Annotated in this window: 16 protein-coding genes; 5 read left to right on the plus strand and 11 right to left on the minus strand. The window is 32.4% G+C overall.

What is annotated here, in order from left to right; translation table 11 throughout:
• Positions 1-257: 257 nt before the first annotated feature.
• Complete coding sequence (gene lepA / locus D1818_RS15425) at positions 258-2054, plus strand: translation elongation factor 4 (RefSeq protein WP_118459877.1); 1797 nt, start codon at positions 258-260, stop codon at positions 2052-2054.
• A gap of 315 nt (positions 2055-2369) precedes the next feature.
• Here lepA and D1818_RS15430 read toward each other — a convergent pair whose 3' ends face one another.
• The gene (locus D1818_RS15430; protein ID WP_118459878.1) at positions 2370-3188 is read right to left on the minus strand and encodes an HAD family hydrolase; all 819 of its coding nucleotides are present in this window, start codon (positions 3186-3188) and stop codon (positions 2370-2372) included.
• Between the two features lie 268 nt (positions 3189-3456).
• Between D1818_RS15430 and D1818_RS15435 the strand changes: the two genes are divergently transcribed.
• The 3 genes from D1818_RS15435 (at position 3457) to D1818_RS15445 (ending at position 5532) form a co-directional block, all read left to right on the plus strand.
• Positions 3457-3684 carry a hypothetical protein gene (locus D1818_RS15435; RefSeq protein ID WP_118459879.1) on the plus strand — a complete coding sequence of 76 codons (228 nt, stop codon included), beginning with the start codon at positions 3457-3459 and terminating at the stop codon, positions 3682-3684.
• A gap of 88 nt (positions 3685-3772) precedes the next feature.
• The gene (locus D1818_RS15440) at positions 3773-5113 is read left to right on the plus strand and encodes a hypothetical protein (RefSeq protein ID WP_118459880.1); all 1341 of its coding nucleotides are present in this window, start codon (positions 3773-3775) and stop codon (positions 5111-5113) included.
• Entirely contained in the window at positions 5110-5532 is a 423-nt protein-coding gene (locus D1818_RS15445; protein ID WP_118459881.1) for a secondary thiamine-phosphate synthase enzyme YjbQ, read from the plus strand. Before D1818_RS15440 ends, D1818_RS15445 begins: the two co-directional genes overlap by 4 nt.
• Here the strand turns inward: D1818_RS15445 and D1818_RS15450 are convergent.
• The 3 genes from D1818_RS15450 to D1818_RS15465 form a co-directional block, all read right to left on the minus strand.
• Positions 5529-5969, minus strand: coding sequence for a hypothetical protein (locus D1818_RS15450; RefSeq protein WP_118459882.1), 441 nt, complete (start codon positions 5967-5969; stop codon positions 5529-5531). The genes D1818_RS15445 and D1818_RS15450 overlap by 4 nt on opposite strands.
• Positions 5970-6084: 115 nt before the next feature.
• On the minus strand, positions 6085-6318 hold the full coding sequence (locus D1818_RS15455; RefSeq protein WP_118459883.1) for a hypothetical protein: 234 nt from the start codon (positions 6316-6318) through the stop codon (positions 6085-6087).
• A 567-nt stretch (positions 6319-6885) separates the two neighbouring features.
• The gene (locus D1818_RS15465) at positions 6886-8523 is read right to left on the minus strand and encodes a hypothetical protein (protein ID WP_118459884.1); all 1638 of its coding nucleotides are present in this window, start codon (positions 8521-8523) and stop codon (positions 6886-6888) included.
• Positions 8524-8670: 147 nt separating this feature from the next.
• On the opposite strand from D1818_RS15465, the gene D1818_RS15470 reads away from it, so the two are divergent.
• Positions 8671-8907 (plus strand): hypothetical protein, encoded by a 237-nt coding sequence (locus D1818_RS15470; protein WP_118459885.1) that lies wholly within the window; start codon positions 8671-8673, stop codon positions 8905-8907.
• Positions 8908-8995: 88 nt separating this feature from the next.
• Here D1818_RS15470 and D1818_RS15475 read toward each other — a convergent pair whose 3' ends face one another.
• The 7 genes from D1818_RS15475 to hppD form a co-directional block, all read right to left on the minus strand.
• On the minus strand, positions 8996-9184 hold the full coding sequence (locus D1818_RS15475; protein WP_118459886.1) for a hypothetical protein: 189 nt from the start codon (positions 9182-9184) through the stop codon (positions 8996-8998).
• A gap of 134 nt (positions 9185-9318) precedes the next feature.
• Positions 9319-11967 carry a TonB-dependent receptor gene (locus D1818_RS15480; RefSeq protein ID WP_118459887.1) on the minus strand — a complete coding sequence of 883 codons (2649 nt, stop codon included), beginning with the start codon at positions 11965-11967 and terminating at the stop codon, positions 9319-9321.
• A gap of 174 nt (positions 11968-12141) precedes the next feature.
• Complete coding sequence (pgi, locus tag D1818_RS15485; RefSeq protein ID WP_118459888.1) at positions 12142-13779, minus strand: glucose-6-phosphate isomerase; 1638 nt, start codon at positions 13777-13779, stop codon at positions 12142-12144.
• 4 nt (positions 13780-13783) lie between these two features.
• Positions 13784-15040: a peptidoglycan DD-metalloendopeptidase family protein gene (locus D1818_RS15490; protein ID WP_233558495.1), complete on the minus strand. Its 1257-nt coding sequence runs from the start codon at positions 15038-15040 to the stop codon at positions 13784-13786.
• Positions 15041-15046: 6 nt separating this feature from the next.
• Positions 15047-16012, minus strand: a complete 966-nt coding sequence (locus D1818_RS15495) for a tryptophan 2,3-dioxygenase family protein (protein ID WP_118459889.1) — start codon at positions 16010-16012, stop codon at positions 15047-15049.
• Positions 16012-16788 carry a DUF3108 domain-containing protein gene (locus D1818_RS15500; RefSeq protein ID WP_118459890.1) on the minus strand — a complete coding sequence of 259 codons (777 nt, stop codon included), beginning with the start codon at positions 16786-16788 and terminating at the stop codon, positions 16012-16014. The genes D1818_RS15495 and D1818_RS15500 overlap by 1 nt, the downstream gene beginning before the upstream one ends.
• Positions 16789-17176: 388 nt before the next feature.
• Positions 17177-18316: a 4-hydroxyphenylpyruvate dioxygenase gene (hppD, locus tag D1818_RS15505; protein WP_118459891.1), complete on the minus strand. Its 1140-nt coding sequence runs from the start codon at positions 18314-18316 to the stop codon at positions 17177-17179.
• Positions 18317-18452 lie beyond the last annotated feature (136 nt).

Raw genomic sequence — 18452 nt, forward strand, 5'->3', positions numbered from 1 at the left:
ATTATTAAATGTGTGGCAAAAGTACGAATTATAGTGAATCTTCACGTTCTAGAAAACCAAGAGGTCTAAAAATGCTTGGATAGATGATATAAACCTTTTAAAATCGATTATATTTGCAAGTCATTACAGTAGTGGAAACTGCGTGAGGGATTGAAGAGGAAATCCCGCAGCCTGACGAAGGAAGTGCGAGGAATTGAAACGAAAAGCCCGACCCGCCTAAGATGGGTCACGCCCCAAAAACTAATTGAAGAGATAGCATGAAAAATATAAGAAACTTTTGCATTATTGCGCATATTGATCACGGTAAGAGTACATTGGCGGATAGGCTTTTGGATTTCACAGGATCTGTTACAGCTCGTGAAGCTCAGGCACAATTATTAGATAGTATGGATCTGGAGCGGGAGCGTGGGATTACTATTAAGAGTCACGCAATCCAGATGGAATATACGTATAAAGGCGAAGAATATATCCTAAATCTTATTGATACTCCAGGGCACGTAGATTTCTCATACGAGGTTTCTCGTTCTATTGCGGCTTGCGAAGGTGCTTTGCTAATAGTTGATGCAGCACAAAGTATTCAGGCACAGACAATCTCTAATTTATATTTAGCTTTAGAAAATGATCTGGAGATTATTCCGGTATTGAATAAAGTGGATTTGCCTAGTGCAAATCCCGAAGAAGTAACTGATGATATTGTGGATTTGTTAGGATGCGACCCCGAAGAGGTAATTCCTGCCAGTGCTAAAACAGGTATTGGGATTGAAGAAATTCTAGCTGCTATTATAGAAAGAGTTCCTCCTCCAGAAGGAAATCCTGATGAACCATTACAAGCATTAATTTTTGATTCGGTTTATAATTCTTTTAGAGGTGTAGAAACCTATTTTAAGGTGGTGAATGGTGAAATCAAAAAAGGACAGCAAATTAAGTTTGTTGCTACCGGAAAAGATTATTCTGCTGATGAAGTGGGGACACTAAAGCTTAATCAAGTGGTTAAGAAAAGTATTAAGACGGGAGATGTTGGATATTTGATTACAGGTATAAAAGATGCTAGAGAAGTAAAGGTAGGAGATACTATTACTGATGCTAAAACACCTACCCAGAATGCTATTGCAGGGTTTGAAGACGTAAAACCTATGGTATTTGCTGGTATTTATCCAGTAGACACGGAGGATTATGAAGAACTTCGTTCTTCTATGGAAAAATTACAGCTTAATGATGCTTCATTAGTTTTTATACCAGAGAGTTCGGCGGCATTAGGATTTGGTTTTCGATGTGGATTCTTGGGAATGCTACATATGGAAATCATCCAGGAACGCCTGGAACGTGAGTTTAATATGACTGTAATTACTACGGTTCCTAATGTTTCGTATCACGCATTTACCAATAAAAATCCAGATGAGATTATCATAGTTAATAATCCAAGTGATTTACCAGACCCATCTTCTATGAATCGCGTAGAAGAACCTTATATTAAGGCTTCCATTATTACCAAATCAGATTTTGTGGGATCTGTAATGTCACTGTGTATCGAGAAACGAGGTGAGATCACCAATCAAACATATCTAACAACAGAGCGTGTAGAACTTACCTTTGATATGCCATTGGCAGAGATTGTTTTTGATTTTTATGATCGACTTAAAACAGTGTCTAAAGGGTATGCTTCTTTTGATTATGCACCAATCGGAATGCGCGAATCGAAACTTGTAAAAGTTGATATGTTGCTTAATGGGAATATAGTAGATGCCTTATCTGCTTTGTTACATAAGGATAACGCTTACGGTATTGGAAAAAAAATCTGCGAGAAATTAAAGGAGTTAATTCCTCGTCAGCAATTCGATATTCCAATCCAAGCGGCTATTGGAGCAAAGTTTATTGCTCGTGAAACAGTAAAAGCATTGCGTAAAGATGTAACTGCTAAGTGTTATGGTGGAGATATTTCACGTAAGCGTAAGTTATTAGAAAAGCAAAAGAAAGGTAAAAAGCGTATGCGTCAGGTTGGTAATGTAGAAATTCCTCAGGAAGCATTTATGGCGGTACTAAAGTTAAACGATTAGGGTTGCGAAGTATTTAATAGGGTAGGAAAAAACCTATATTTTTATCTATAAATTATAGTTAAAAAGCTATTTTTATAGATTAAGTGTTGTTTTTTTGATTGTTTTTAATATATTTGTATTCTGATATAGATTTCTAAATAGATTTCTTTATCAGAATTTAACAAATAAATATAACGCAACTGGCTATGCAGAATTTTTTTACAAAGCAACCGATATACGTTTACTTTTTTATCATTTCTATTGTTTTGGCTTGTATTTCATAATTAGAATCTTGGAGTTAAGAAGTCGATTAATTTTAGAGGAAAGTTTTTAGAATTAACTAAGTTCTTTCTTTTTTGCCTCGATCATTTTAGACAACATGTGTTCTACCCCATTCTCATCATTACTTTTTGTAGTATAATTTGCTACTGCCTTTACGTTAGGATGTGCATTTTGCATTGCAAAACTATAGGTAGCTTGTGACATCATTTCTAGGTCATTATTATAGTCCCCGAATACCATTGTCTCTCCAGGTGATATGTTAAGGTTTTTCTGAAGATTTTTAAGAGCGTGTCCTTTATTAGCATCGTTGTGAGATAAATCCAACCAGACTTTGCCAGAAACTTTTACTTTTAATTTGTCTTCTAGGTGTTTAAGAGATGGATAGAGGTATTTTTCTGCACCTTTTTCATTGCAGATGGCAATTTTTAGATATTGATCATCAACTACTTGGGATAAATTCTCTACGATTTCATATCTACCATAAAACTCATTAAGCATATTTATAAAATCCTGTCCGTAATTTTCGATATATGCTTTTTTGCGGCCACATAATATTACTTGCGATCCTTTTAGGTCTTTGGTAGCATCTAGTAAATCTAAATACGTTTTACGATCAATTTCTGTGGTTTGTAATTCTTGATCCTTATGCATTGTCAAGGCGCCATTCTCGGCTATAACGATAATATCATCTTTGATAGTATCTAGTTTATGTATAATACTATAGTATTGTCTTCCGCTTGCAGCAACAAAAGTAACTCCTAGATCTCTGAGTTCATCGAATAGGTAATAGAAAGATTGGCTAACTTCTCCTCTGGAATTGAGAAGCGTACCATCCATGTCTGTTGCAACTAGTTTTATTTGGGATAAATCCATTTGATCAAAATTTGAGTAACAAAGGTATAGTAGTTTAGAATAAGAGACTACACTCTCATTGTAATATTTATATTAAATATAAAGAATGATTATATCCTTTAAGAAACTAAACTTTTTCTTGTTAAAATTTTAATAAAGAAATACTTAACAAAGTATAACATTTTTTACCAACAATATAACAGTTGTTAATCATATAAGTAGTTGGGTTTATAGTAATTTTAAGGGAAAAAATAACATTAATATTGTTAACTCTTAAAATTAAATACATATGAAAGATTTAAAATCTTTGAAAGAATCGTTAATAGCGAAAAACCAAGGTAGTAGAGAACTTACATCAGAAGAAAGAAAATCGATTAATGGTGGTACATTTAATACCTTAGAAGAATGCAAAGCTGGCTGTGGTGGTGATACAAGTGGTTGGGGCTATTATACATCTAAAGGATCCTGTGTTTATTATCCAGAATATGGCGGATTTTGGGATTGTAAGGATAGTTAAAATTAGCAATTTAATATACTAATTAATAAAATACGATCTACTAGAATAGGTCGTATTTTGTTTTAATATGGTTTAACTAGAAAATTATATGGAGATAGAAAGGGTATATTCTGAACTTATTAATACTACTGAAGAAATTGTTATTGAGAAATCAAAAAAAACAGTTGATTTAGACACTGTTATACTTATGGGAAGTAACCATAATATTCGAAATATTGATGAAGTTCGTAATAAAGATTCTGATATAGATATTCTTATTTTATCGGAAGGAGATCCCTTTCAAATTCATACTGAATACAAGGGGGTGAAATTTGATATATCTATTATTGATCATAATGATGTTATCAATTTTATTCTAGCTGCTTTTAACGGTTCCCCCACGGCGAGTAAAATATTTTCTTCAAGTAACCAATGGACTGTTATTCGAGATAAAAAGGGTATAGGTATCTCTTTTGTGGATGTTATAGAAAAAACCTATAATATATTTACCCAAGCTTGTTTACCTAATTATAGTGCAAATAATATTTTTTTGCATAACATAGCCGCTAATTTTACAGATACCAGAAAACAAGATGCTTCAGAATCTTTTTTTGCATATAATAGATTATCAAACCATTTGTTCGATTACATTTCTAAATTAATTTATCCTTTTCATACAAGTGGATCTTATAGAGGGAAAATTTTCAAAGAGTATATTGATGATTTTGAAGCGCAGTTACTTCTAAAAACTAATGATTTTAAAGCTGTCGAAGATTCATTAGTCTTATATTATATTAATAAGTTTACTCCGGTTACTAGAACTAAGTATAGAGCAATAACCTACTCTCCATCATTAGAAAAAGAAATTTTATCAGGTAACATTATTACCTTTTATTTTGGGTTTGACAATCTAATTTCAGAATCTATAGTTATGTTTATACCTGAAGAGGAGTTTTTTAATAACAAGAATAAAGGTCTGTATAAATTGCTTGATTTAGATGGTATTATACCTTTTCTTTCAGAAGATCAATTAGCTGTGTATAATTTATTTTTGGGAACCATATCTAAGAAGTATCTTTCTTCGGATATAAAAGAAAGAAAACACGTATTGAGTTTAATTATTAATAGATTTGAAGAAGAAGGTTTTGGAAAAACAATAATAGAATCTGTAAAAGCAATACTGATGATAAAGACTTGTCAAGAAATCTCGAAAGAAAATATTTTTATAGATTTAGAAGGTTTTAAAGAATGGTTGTTAGAATTAGACATCGTTCTTCCTTCTATAAAGCATGATAATGATTTACCTGAAAATATTGAGCAGGAACTTCCCACACTTTTTGAATATATAAAGCGCAGCGATTTTGCGAAAGAAAAAGAGATTAAAATAGGTTATATTTTTTTTGGAATTATAAGTGCTTTAAGAATACAGATTACGGATCTTGATTTATGAAATTCTTCCAAAAAGAAATTAAACTAAAACCATATTCCAGAGGTTTCCATTTGATTACAGATCAGGTGCTTTCCGAAATTCCCGAGGTTAGTAAGATTGAAATAGGACAACTACAGGTGTTTATAAAGCATACTTCCGCTAGTTTAACTATTAATGAGAACGCTGATCCAACGGTACGATTAGATTTTGAAAGTCATATAAATACTATGGTTCCCGAAGATGCACCCTATTACATCCATACCTACGAAGGTCCTGATGATATGCCGGCGCATATTAAGTCTTCATTAATGGGTGCTTCTGTTCAGATACCTATTACCAATGGAAAACTTAATCTAGGAATTTGGCAAGGAATTTATCTATGCGAACATCGAAATTATGGAGGTTCTAGAAAACTAGTATTAACAGTTTTCGGTTCTTAAAACCAGTTCGTCCAGGGAATTCTAGATAACATTAATAGCCACGCTATTGTATAAAATATTGCTAGCATTTTAAACTTTGGAGTAGAGGTTAGCTTCTTTTTATGCTTAGAATATCCAATAGTAATAAAAACTACGGTTAAGATCATTACAGTAGGATGCTCTACGTTATATAATCTTAATAAAGGATCTTTCATGATTTCGCCCATTCCAATACCTTCTGTAAACCAAACAATAGTAGGGGAAATAAAGAATATAATGATACCTATTAATAATTGAAGATGTGTAACAATTAAGCCGAAAAGTGATATTCTAAAATCTTTAGGAGCGTACTCTCTTTTAGTAAAAAAACCGATTAGTGTATTGATAGTGGCAAGAGTTACAACAAGAACAACTAGGTATGCCCAATAAGAGTGAACGATTTGTATAGCTTCGTACATAATGATGTGTTTAGTTTATCCAAAGGTAAACATAATGTATAAAAAAACCTCGCTCAAATAGAGGGAGGTTTTTACTTATAGTGACAAAATATAAATTTACTCTAATCGATTAAAGTTAATCACATCCATTGAAAACGTAAGTCGAGCTACAGCTAATCTGTTTCCATACTTTCTCTCCGTTTCTACATCTCCAACCGAAACAACTTTGTTGTCCACCACCGCCTGATTCATCATTGTCGTTATAAAATCCACCACCTACATAAACGCCATCGATATAATCGCCAGCATTAATTTGCTTTAATTTTTTTCTGTCTAATTTCGGGAATTTTAAGTCTTTAATTTTTTTCATAACAATAGGTTTTAATAAATATTTCTTTAAATTTAAATAAATTAAAGTAACAGATTATATCTTTTGATTTAACTTTAACAAAATAATGAATTTTGAATTTTATGTGTTATTTAAAGGAAAGTGATAAAGGAGATATTACTAGTTTTTTAACAAAGAAATATCCAAAAAACGGAAGTGATCTTTAAAAATGTATGTATAATACTCGACAACAATCTAATAGTAAACATTATCCGTTTTGTCAATATAGGTGGAAAGTAGATCACACAACACAGGTCAAAATGCAGCATACTATATTCCTTGTTCGGGATCTGTAAAATGAAAAACATCAATCCTAGAGTGTGGTTAGAAAATATAACATAACTTATTTTCAGATCATAACACATAAAAACTTTAAGAATTACTACCGGAATATAAAGAAAATATTATCTTGTATTCGCTCAGATGTTTACAAACCTAATTACGACTCTATTTATCCAGCAGCTATATATCTCGGAAATGATATTAAGCGTGTAATGTAGAGTTCGAAGCGAGTAAATTGAAAAAATAGCTTTGAAAAGCTTGTTAAGATTAACCTATATCAAAATTGGACTTAATCCATTCAAATGATTTTTCTCTGACTCTTAACGCAGAATAAATTATATAGGACACAAATGATGGCTGTATTAATAATATCCCCATACATCGTAAAATTAGTTCTTTAATCAAAACTATTTCATTCTCTAAATCTTTATTCGATAGATATAAAAGGTAAGAAGGAAAAGTGTCCATTGTGGATTTTAATTCAGGGAATTTGTTATAAACAACTTCTAATTCATTTTTTATTGGTGAGTCACTTTCCTCATTCCATATTTCTTCGATTATATTCTTTTGCGAGTTAAAAGTTTCTTCAAATTTTAAAAAAGTAATTTTTCGTTTTATCAATAATTCTTTCGAGTTTACTGGGATATCAATATCGTAACTAAAAATAAAGTTTTCTCTAAATAAAAACATTAGGAGCATATTAAAATCTTCGCTTTTGGTTTGGTAAAAAATATTCTCAATATCTTTTAAAATCATAAATGCAAAATAAATCTGAGTACCATCATCTAAAACACCATCTTTGTTTTCAAGGTTTTGACTATTCAATTTTTTAAATACCGGTAATACTTTTTTATATAATGATTTATCAATAAATTTATATTTTGGGTCGATAAAAGTTGGAAATACCAAATTATTAAGATTTTTCTTATTCTTAAGCTCATACAGCCAATCAATGAAAAAACTATTGAGCCATTCGTTATCAGCGTGAATTACACAAAAAGTATCTTCTGTTTTAAATCCTTTACCTGTTAAAAAAGTAGTGTAAAAATAATATTCAAAATTATTAACTGAATTTGCTTTAAGCTTGATAAAAGAATCATTTAATATTAAAACAGTGTTTTTATTTTGCTGAATATTTCCTAGATATTTAATACTTAGTGAAATAAAATCTTCACTTGCAGTTAATTGAATATTTTCTTTAGGATGAAATTCAACCAGACCGCCTTTAGCTTTTATTTCTTCTTTAGCCAGGTCAACTAATAATTTATAATCTTTATTGTTGTAGGTAAAAATCAGTGCATATGTTAATTGCTCCTTGAATTTTGGATTATGATTTCCAATAAACTTCATTCTATGTTTACCGTCTCCTTTCCAAGCACCTTCTGAGTGCAATTTGAAACCAATTAATTCATTTGTAAGTAAACCTGCATCTAAAATGAGGTTTTCCCATTTCTCATTTGTGTTACCTATTTTAGCAATCAGTTGAGTAATAAGGACTCTTGATTTTAAATGGTTTTCATCTGATAAAGGTAATGGTCCAGATTGCTCTAAATAAACACAATGTTTACATATTGAATTAGTCAATTTTTCATCACCGTATAAGTGCACTCCTTTTGCTAAAAGACCTATAAAATGACATCGTGCATTTATATAATCTGCGTACAAGCGCTCATAAAGATGTTGTAGCGGAATAATGAATGTTTGAAGTTTATAACTTTTTAGATTTAAAGTTTCATTATACAATCTATTTCTGTCTGAAACAATTAAAATAATATCTAAATCAGAATTTACATCATTGGTTTTATCAATTATACTACCACTTAATATAGCTGTTAAACAATTTGGATATTTAGTAGTTAAGAAATTAACAATATCGTTGACTTCATTTTTATTTAAGTATTTCATTAATGTTTTATCTTATAATCTGATGTTAAAATAGTTAAATTACATCTAAAACAAATAACCTTTAGGGAAATATTAGTTTTCTTTATAATAGTAGAGCGTAACCTGAAAAGCTTTAAATAGAGTAAGGATAAATTTAAAATATCAATCGTGAAAAAATTAAAAGAATTAAGTTTTCCAAGACTAGAAAGAGAGCAACTTAAAAAAATCAATGCAGGGGAAGACACAGGGCATTGGAGTTATTTTTGGAACGAAAATGATGAGTCGGGAAGTCATCAAGATGGAGGAGGTCAAACATATTGTTATTCTGTTCAAAGTGGTAATCCAACGCGACCATACAGCTGTAACGCTTGCTACTCTAATTGGACTGATTGTGTTGAACGTTAAAATGTTTAATTAAAAAATTAAAAATAATTGATTGATATACCTCTATTTATGTGGATAACATAAATTTTATGATTAGTTGTAAAGTGTCTTAGAAAGAATATCTTAAAGCAACTGGTATTAAGCATCTTGAGGGATTTAATCCATTATCATCAACAATATTTTCAGTACCTTCTACGCTTGGATTATATGTAAACTCAGGTGTAGTAGTGCCAACAGCAAATTGATCAAAATTTACTAATTGTCCTTGATTAAAGTTAGAAAACGGCCCAACTCCCACTCTTTATTCAATAAGTTAGTAAAGTCAATGTCATAAGTGATCAAAATGTTACCATAAAAAGAAAAAATTATTACATAAAAAAACCTCGCCCAAATAGAGCGAGGTTTAAGATACTGTTAATATCTATTGATGTATTAGAAGTTATAACGTACGGATGCATTAAATGTAGTACCATTGGTAAAGAAGAAACCAAAATCATCGGTTGCTTGCTTTCTTACTTCGTCGAATACATTGTAAACATTTGCTCTAAACACTAAACTTTGAGTATCGAATTTGAAATCATACGTTAATCCAAGATCTGTTAAGGAATATGCTTTGATTGTACCAATATTTCTTGTTTGTAATCCTCTCGATTCTGGATCGTCGACATATTGTTGTGCATAATAATTTATATTACCGTCTACAGATAAGCCTTTATAAATTTTGGCATTAACACCTAAACCAGTGGTAAACTGTGGAGCAGTAATAACCTTTACACCGCTTAGATCCAAGTCATCCTCAGAAGATATCACTTCTTGGGTATCATCGTCAATAATCTGTTTATTAGTAGTTCCATTAAATCTCCAAGAACCTCCAGAAATATAACCCTTAAAATTTAACCAATCAGTTGCTTTATATCTAAACTCTGCCTCAGCACCTGCGTGAATTTGATTAATTCCTCTATCGTAAATGTTTATAAAAGCATCATCAGAGTCATCATCTGGAGTAGGGACAGGATTACGATCAAGTCTACCAAAGGAAACAATTGTCCTATTATCCCAGTTGGTATAATAAGCATTAAAATCTATGTTAAACCTTCCTGCTCTAAATCGATATCCAAATTCAACACCAGTAATATCTTCGTTATCAACCTCAGGCTGAATTAATTCGTTGGAGGTTCTAATATTGTTAAAAATATTGTCTAAAAATGGTTGCCTTGAATAGAACCCTGCATTCATATATAGTGTATGCATGTTTTCTATCGTATACCCAAGTCCTCCTTTTAAATTGTATCCGATCTTATTCAATTTATCAGATTTTCCACTTGCTCCCTCAGTACTTTCAAATCTACCATCTCTTTGAAACGATTGGTTAGAAACCGCTCCCTGAAAAAATGCGCTAAATTTATCACCTGCATATTCAATCTGAGAGAATACTCCTTGATAATTAATATTCTCTGAATAATCATAGTCAATTCTCTGATCCTCGTCGGCAAAACTAAATAATGCTGCCCAAGGATTAGAATCATAGGATTCTGTTACTATACCACCATCAGGACGATCATCCGACCAGCCTTGAAGTCCATGAAAATCAGTAATTTGTCTGAAGTGATCACCTCGGTACAATCTAAAATCTACTCCAACATTCCAAGACAATGTCTCCGTAAGATCTGTATTAAAGTTGGAGATTAAACCATACCATTGGTGATTATTTACTGAATTTCTTCTTACATATCCTGTTCTACCACCACCAATTCCACCTGCAATAGCAAGGTTTTCTTGTTCGGTGTTATAAAAATCTATTTGTCCACTTAGTGGTCCATCTCCATCAGGATCTTCAGTTCTCTGAGCTCTAGCTCCTCTAGGACCTACGGATCCACCGCGTCCCCAAGATGCATATAAAACAGAAGATAATTGTGATTTTTCACTAAGTGTCCAATCCCAGTTTAGGTTAGCAACTGGTTTGTGATAATAATTTGCTCTTTCAGAATCTATATCGGAAGTGAATTGTCCATTACCTCCGTTTGCATTTAGATCTAAATCTCCAGAGTAACCCCAATGTTGATTATACCTAGGATTTGCATCTATAATCTCCTGAGATTGTGACCATCTTTGACCGTGTGATTGTGGAGCACCAGTAACTAAGAAGTTAAAAGCATGGTCGTCATTTGGCTTATAACCTACAGCAAAATAGTAATTTTGTCCTTGTCCATATGTACCTTCAGCCCATTTTCTATGTGCTCTCCAATAATCTACTAGTACAGAAAATGCCCATCCTTTTTCGTTCATTCCTGTATCATATGCTAAAGTTCCTTTAGCATAGCTATCATTACCTCCTAAGAATCTGGCATAACCACCTTTAGATCTATCAGCAGCTTTCATAACAATGTTAACAGTACCACCTACTGAAGAAATAGCTAATTTTGAAGATCCTAAACCTCTTTGGATTTGTACTGCAGTCGCAACATCCGAAAGACCTGCCCAGTTCGACCAGAATACACGTCCATCTTCTTGAGAGTTGATAGGTTGTCCATTTAAAAGGATAGCAGTGTTAGTGTCATCAAATCCTCTTACGAATAATGCTCCGTCACCAAATCCTGTTTGGTTAGATACAAATACTGAAGGTGTGCTTTTTAATATTTCTGGTAATTCTACATTACCTGCAGCTTTAGCCTGGATTTCATCAGCTTTAATAGTGGATACCGCTATAGGTGTGCTTCTATCCTCTGCTAAATCTACTACTCCCGTACCCACAATTACAATCTCTTCTAAAGAATTGTCTAATGCTAGTGTAATAATTCCTAAATCAACATCTCCATTAGTTACGTCATATGGAATATTTTTTGATCCAAAACCAACGTAAGAAACGTTAACCATTCCTTTTTGATTAGTAACTTTTAATGAGAACTTTCCATCAAAGTCAGATGAGGTTCCATTATTAGTTCTTACTTCCAAAATATTTGCTCCAGGAAGTGGAGCATTCGATTCAGCATCATATACTGTTCCCGTTACTGTTCCTTGTGCAAACGTTCCTGAGACCGTTGCCAAAAGAATTACAATAAATAAAAATGTAATTTTTTTCATTATAATAATTGAGTTAATTGTTTGGCGCAAAAAAACGAATCTTTACGCAATCTAAGTTTATCTTAATGTTAAAATTTTTACATAAAATTTTAACGGTTTTAAGGTAACTCAATTTTGTATTTAATTGATTTATAACAAATTGAAAATATTCAAAAGTTATTAACCAAAAAAAATCTAACTCAAATATTTTTTTAACAGTGTTTTTGTAGACGAATCATGATCAGAAATCTGCGAATTATCGATTTCATTTAAAATTTTTGTAGCTAATTGCTTACCTAATTCTACACCCCATTGATCATAGCTAAATATATTCCAGATGATTCCTTGAACAAAAATTCGTTGCTCATACATGGATACCAATGCTCCTAAGCTTTTAGGAGTTAATTTGTTAATAAGTAAGGTGGTGGTTGGTTTATTACCCGTAAAGATTTTGAAAGGTACCAACTGTTTTAGTTTGTCTTCAGGAAGATTTTTTGATTTCAACTCTTCCAGCACTTCAGTTTCAGTTTTTCCATTCATTAAAGCTTCGGTTTGTGCAAAGAAATTGGCCATTAATTTATCCTGATGATCTTTATCTCCAAATAAGGAATGTTTAAAACCTATGAATTCCGCAGGAATAAGTTTTGTGCCTTGATGAATTAACTGAAAGAATGCATGCTGAGCATTAGTTCCTGGTTCTCCCCAGATAATAGTTCCTGTTTGGTAGTCAATGGGATTTCCGTTACGATCTACACTTTTACCATTACTTTCCATAATGCCTTGCTGCAGATATGCTGGTAATCTATGAAGGTATTGAGAGTATGGAATGATGGCTTCACTTTCTGCACCAAAGAAATTGTTATACCATACACTAAGCATTCCTAAAACAACAGGTATATTTTCTTCAAAATTGGCAGTTCTAAAATGTTCATCCATTTCATGTGCGCCTTCTAATAGGGATTCAAAGTTTTTGTACCCTACAGATAAACTGATCGATAATCCTACCGCGCTCCAAAGTGAAAAACGGCCTCCGACCCAATCCCATAACGGGAAAATATTAGATGAATCAATGCCGAATTTGGTCACATTAGAGATGTTGCTTGATACAGCAACAAAATGTTTGCTCACTGCCTCTAGAGAAGCTTGTTTTGTAAACCAACTTCTGGCAGTAGTGGCATTGGATAATGTTTCTTGTGTAGAGAAAGTCTTAGAAACTACTACAAATAAGGTGGTTTCAGGATCAAGATTTTTTAAGTTTTGATGTACGTGGTCACCATCTACATTAGATATAAAATGTACTTTTAGATGGTTTTTATAATGTTCTAAAGATTCCGTGATCATAGCAGGTCCAAGATCAGAACCACCAATACCAATATTTACAATATCTGTGAATGGTTTATTGGTGTATCCTTTTAATTCCCCATTAATGACCTTGTTACAGAAGGTTTCTATTTTATTTTTTACAGCAGATACTTCAGAGACTACATTTTTTCCATCTACATTAACAGTGTTACTAGACGGAGTTCTAAGGGCTGTATGAAGTACTGCTCTTTCTTCTGTTTCGTTTATGATTTCTCCTCCAAAATAGTTTTGTATTGCTTTATCAAGCTGTACTTCTTTAGCAAGGTCTATTAAAAGTTTTTTTGTTGTTTCATCAATTCGATTTTTAGAATAATCCACATAAAAATCGTTCCAATCGATAGAGAATATTTCAGCTCGATTTGGAGATTGAGCAAAAAGATCTTTTAAATGGGAGTCTTTTATATTCTCAAAATGGTTTTGTAAAGCTTCCCAAGCTTTTGTGGTGGTAGGGTTAATAGTTGGTAATGCCATGTGGTTATAAAATTTCTTGTTTCGGTTTGAATATAATACTGTCTAATTTTGTTTTCATTGGTTCAATATGTTTAAAATAGGCAGGTCGTAAACTATCATTTAGAGGCTTTGAGGCAGGTAAATCTTCTCTGAAAGGATCTACTTCCTTACCATTTTTCCAGAAACGGTAACATACATGTGGTCCACTGGTATTCCCTGTCATTCCGATATAACCAATAACATCTCCTTGTCTTACGTATTCTCCTACTTTTACAGCACGTCTGCTCATATGAAGGTATTGAGTGTCATAGGTAGCATTATGTCGGATTTTTACATATTTTCCGTTTCCTCCTTTGCGTTCTGACTTGGTAACTGTACCATCTGCGGTTGCAAGTATCGGAGTCCCAACTGGAGCGGCAAAGTCTGTTCCGCGATGCGGTCTTATTTTGTTTCCGTAATATCGTATTCTCCGCTTAAGATTATATCTGGAAGAAATTCTACTAAACTGAACAGGTGCTCTAAGAAAAGCTCTACGTAAATTGTTTGCTTCCTGATCAAAATAATCTGATGTCCCATTAATGGTATCATCTTCGAATTTAAAGGCATATATTGGTTTGCTTCGATGTTCAAAATACGAAGCTTTGATTTCACCAATTCCTGCAGGTATGGTGTCGTTTATATACTTCTCTGTATAAATAACTTTAAATTGATCTCCAGCTTGAAGTCTTGTGAAGTCTATGGTCCAGGCATAAATGTCTGCCATTTTATAAGCAACAAGAAAACTAAGATCCATATCATCAAAGGTCTGGGATAGATTGCTCTCTATAGTTCCAGAAGCTATTCTTTCTACTATTTTTACTGGTTTTGCACTTTTTCTGGCAATAATACTATCTCTAAAATCTACAACAGTGTAGTCAATAAGTCCATTTTGATATACAAAAACTTGCGCCTGCTCTGTAGTGTCTTTAGATTTAAGAACAGCATATGCTTTTCCTGCCATAATTCTGGCAACATTAAAGGTATCTTTAATTTTGTTAGAAATTTCAAAAACTTTAGCTCTAGAAATACCGTGACTATCTAATATAGCTCCAAAACTATCACCTGGGCGGACAGTGTCTCTAACTACTTTGAAGTTGTTAAGATTGAATCCAAACTCTTTAACAACAGGTGGCTCTTTTATTTTTTCAATTACCTTAGGAAGAACAACTTCTACTTCTTTTTTTTCTTGCTGACATGAAATCAATACTACTGCTAAAAGTAGTATGTAACCTAAATTCTTCAACTGACTCTATTTTGTGGTATTAAATTGATGGGTAACCCATTGTTGTCCCCAATTTTCTTTTTCTTCTGCGCTCCAAAGATCAGGAAAAAATATAATCCTTTGAAAACTAGGGGGTAAAAACTTTTTCCAGTTGGTTCCTCCTGTAGCCAATACTTGACCTTTATCTCTATTGAGATACCTGTAGGCGGCACCCATATGCATTAATAACCAATTAATATTTACATTGGTGTCAAAAGTACGTAATGCATTAATAAGCTGCACATTATTTTGTTCTTTTTCTGGAAGTTCCAGATATCTATGATAAATAGTACTCTGTTTTACCTGATGTGCAATACGCATCATTCTAGGTGTATACCTATATTCGAATTGTTTTAGTGTTAATGTTTTTTCTCCAGTCTTGATATCCGTTGCACCGGACTTCCAGTATAAGTGTTCGTATACTTCTTCCAGTGGATCTTCTTCAGAGAATTGACTTCTTTCTTTACTGTTTACCAGATTAACTAAAGGAGTAGCATATATTTCTATCATCCTAAATTGTACTGATTGAAATCCACTGGCTGGTAATAAAGACATTCTGTATTTTAGAAACTGCTCTTTATCCATTCCTTTGATCATAACATCAAACGAGTCTATTAGTACTCTAAAGTATCTATTGATTCGGTCTAGCTTTTTTGTAAAGAATTCTGCGGTTTGTAATTTATCATCAATGATCTGTTTTAGCTCGTGAATAATTAACTTAAAGTAAAGCTCGGTGATCTGATGATACATAATAAAAATTTCCTCATCAGGGAAATGTGTTCTTGGGATTTGTAAACTAAGTAAGGTGTCTAGATGAATATAATCCCAATAAGTAAGGTATCGGTCGTGCAGTAGGCCATCTAAATAGGATCCTAGATCCTGACCAGAATTTTTGAACTTTTTCTCGAGTTGCCTAATTTTTTCAGCAATCTCAGGCTTTATGGATTCGTCCATTAATCAATTACAATTTTAAGAGGGTGTTTAAGTCCTTTATAGGCTATTAAATCTGCATTAATAGATCCAACAAGAATATCAGCTTTTATTCTAATCGGCATTCGATTATCATCATCACTTACCCAAACTGTTAAACTTTCCTCTTCCTTAAATACTCTTTCTGCTTGCACTATCGGGCGAAATTTTAAACAACGTATTTTGTTACCATTCATTTTAACTGTTTCTCTTCCTAAAAAACGTAGTTTAAATAAGTAGTTTTCATTGTCAAAAAACATATTGACTAATTGCTCGTCCCCCTCTTTTAGCGAAGATACATCAATATTATTTCTTAAATAATAAAATGAAGACATCATATCCTGGATGTTATCCTTGATAGTAAATGTTTCTTTTTTGTTATACTTTTTATTGAATACTTGAGCTCTTTTGTTTTCATGATCAAAATTAATCTCAATATCTTTTGTGTGCCCTCCTTCATTAATCTTACGAATAAAACGATAAGGTTTGACTTCGGTTTTATCTACATATGTTTCATAATAATCTTCTACCTTAAAAAACATACTAAGAACTCCTGAAGATTTTCCTGTACCTACAATATGATGTACCGGCATTCCATTTAGTGTTTCATTCTTAACCTCTAACGTGGCATAACTAGCGGTAAAAATTCCATAACGAATTTTGAACTTAAACCATTCTCCATTTTCAAAAGAGCTATGAATGTCTTGAGCAATAGAGGTTGTTGTAATAAAGATTAACAATAAAAGAAGATATCTTTTCATAACTGTTTTGGGTGTTGTTTTGTTTAACGTAAACACTATGATTAGTAATATTTACAATATCCATTCCAAAAATACTATATAATATAAACAGATAAAAGTCGGTGGTATTACTAAATTTTAAAAAAAGTAATAAAAAAAGAGAGCCACCACAGCTCTCTTTTACTTTTATTAACCAACTAAAAACTTAAATTATGAGAATAATTATTGTTTTTGGTATAAGCAGTAACCACTCCGCTTATAATACAAACATCCGCTTTTTTTGCATAATTATCAAACGAAAACGTTTTTTTATTATGATATTTAACAAAAATTTAGGCAGAAACGAATAATTTTTCAATAATCTCAATTTATTAACATATGTTGCTTTAATTTTTCAAGGCTATTTATGCTATAAAGTTCCTCTTTGTTCTTGCTCTCTTTCTATCGCTTCAAAAAGAGCTTTAAAATTACCTTTCCCAAAAGATTGTGCGCCTTTTCTTTGTATTATTTCGAAAAACATGGTCGGACGGTCTAAAATAGGTTTGGTGAAAATTTGTAAAAGATAACCCTCATCATCACGGTCAATAAGAATTCCAAGCTCCTTTAATGGTTCGAGATCTTCATCAATTTCTCCAACTCTATCTAAAACAGTTTCATAGTAACTGGCAGGTACGGTTAGAAATTCTACTCCACGATTATCAAGTGCTGTAACCGTTTCTATAATATTATCTGTAGCTAGAGCCATATGTTGAACACCTGCTCCATTATAAAAATCAATATATTCTTCGATTTGAGATTTTTTTCTTCCTTCAGCCGGTTCATTTATAGGAAATTTTATTCTACCATTTCCGTTACTCATTACCTTACTCATTAATGCGGTATATTCTGTAGAAATATCTTTGTCATCAAAGGATACCAGTTGTGCAAACCCCATAACTTTAGCATAAAATTCACACCATTTATTCATTTCATTCCAGCCAACATTTCCTACCATGTGATCTATATATTTAAGCCCATTATACTCTGTTTTGTAGGATTTGTTCCAAGGCATGTAACCTGGTAAGAATGCTCCGTGATAATTTTTTCTCTCTACAAATACATGAACAGTTTCTCCATAGGTATGTATCCCAGAAAAAACTACTTTACCATCTTTATCTTCTTTTGTAATTGGTTTCATATAGGATTCTGCACCACGCTTGGTTGTTTCTTCATAACTTTTTGTAGCATCATCTACCCAAAGCGCAACAACTTTTACACCATCACCATGTGCATTAATATGTTTGTTAATGTCTCCATCCGGTTGTAAGGGAGATGTGAGTACTAAAGTAATTTTGTCCTGTCGTAAGACATAAGAAACTCGATCCTTAAGACCTGTTTCTAATCCGGCATATGCAATTGGTTGAAACCCCCAAGCTGTTTGATAGTAGTATGCAGCTTGTTTTGCGTTACCGACATATAATTCTACAAAGTCCGTTCCTAAAAGAGGTAAGAAATCTTCAGCTTCAGGAATTATTTTTTCTAAATTCTGAGAGGATATATTTGTTGACATAATAGTATAATTTGATAATTAGTGAATGTGAAAATTGGATGATGGATTTATTTTATTTCAAAAAAAATGATTTTCTGAAATAAAACACACTTACCACATAGCTCTAAGATGAGAAGTTATATCTGTTCTAAAATTT

The organism is Aquimarina sp. BL5 (genome assembly GCF_003443675.1).
In the GTDB taxonomy this organism is placed as follows: domain Bacteria; phylum Bacteroidota; class Bacteroidia; order Flavobacteriales; family Flavobacteriaceae; genus Aquimarina.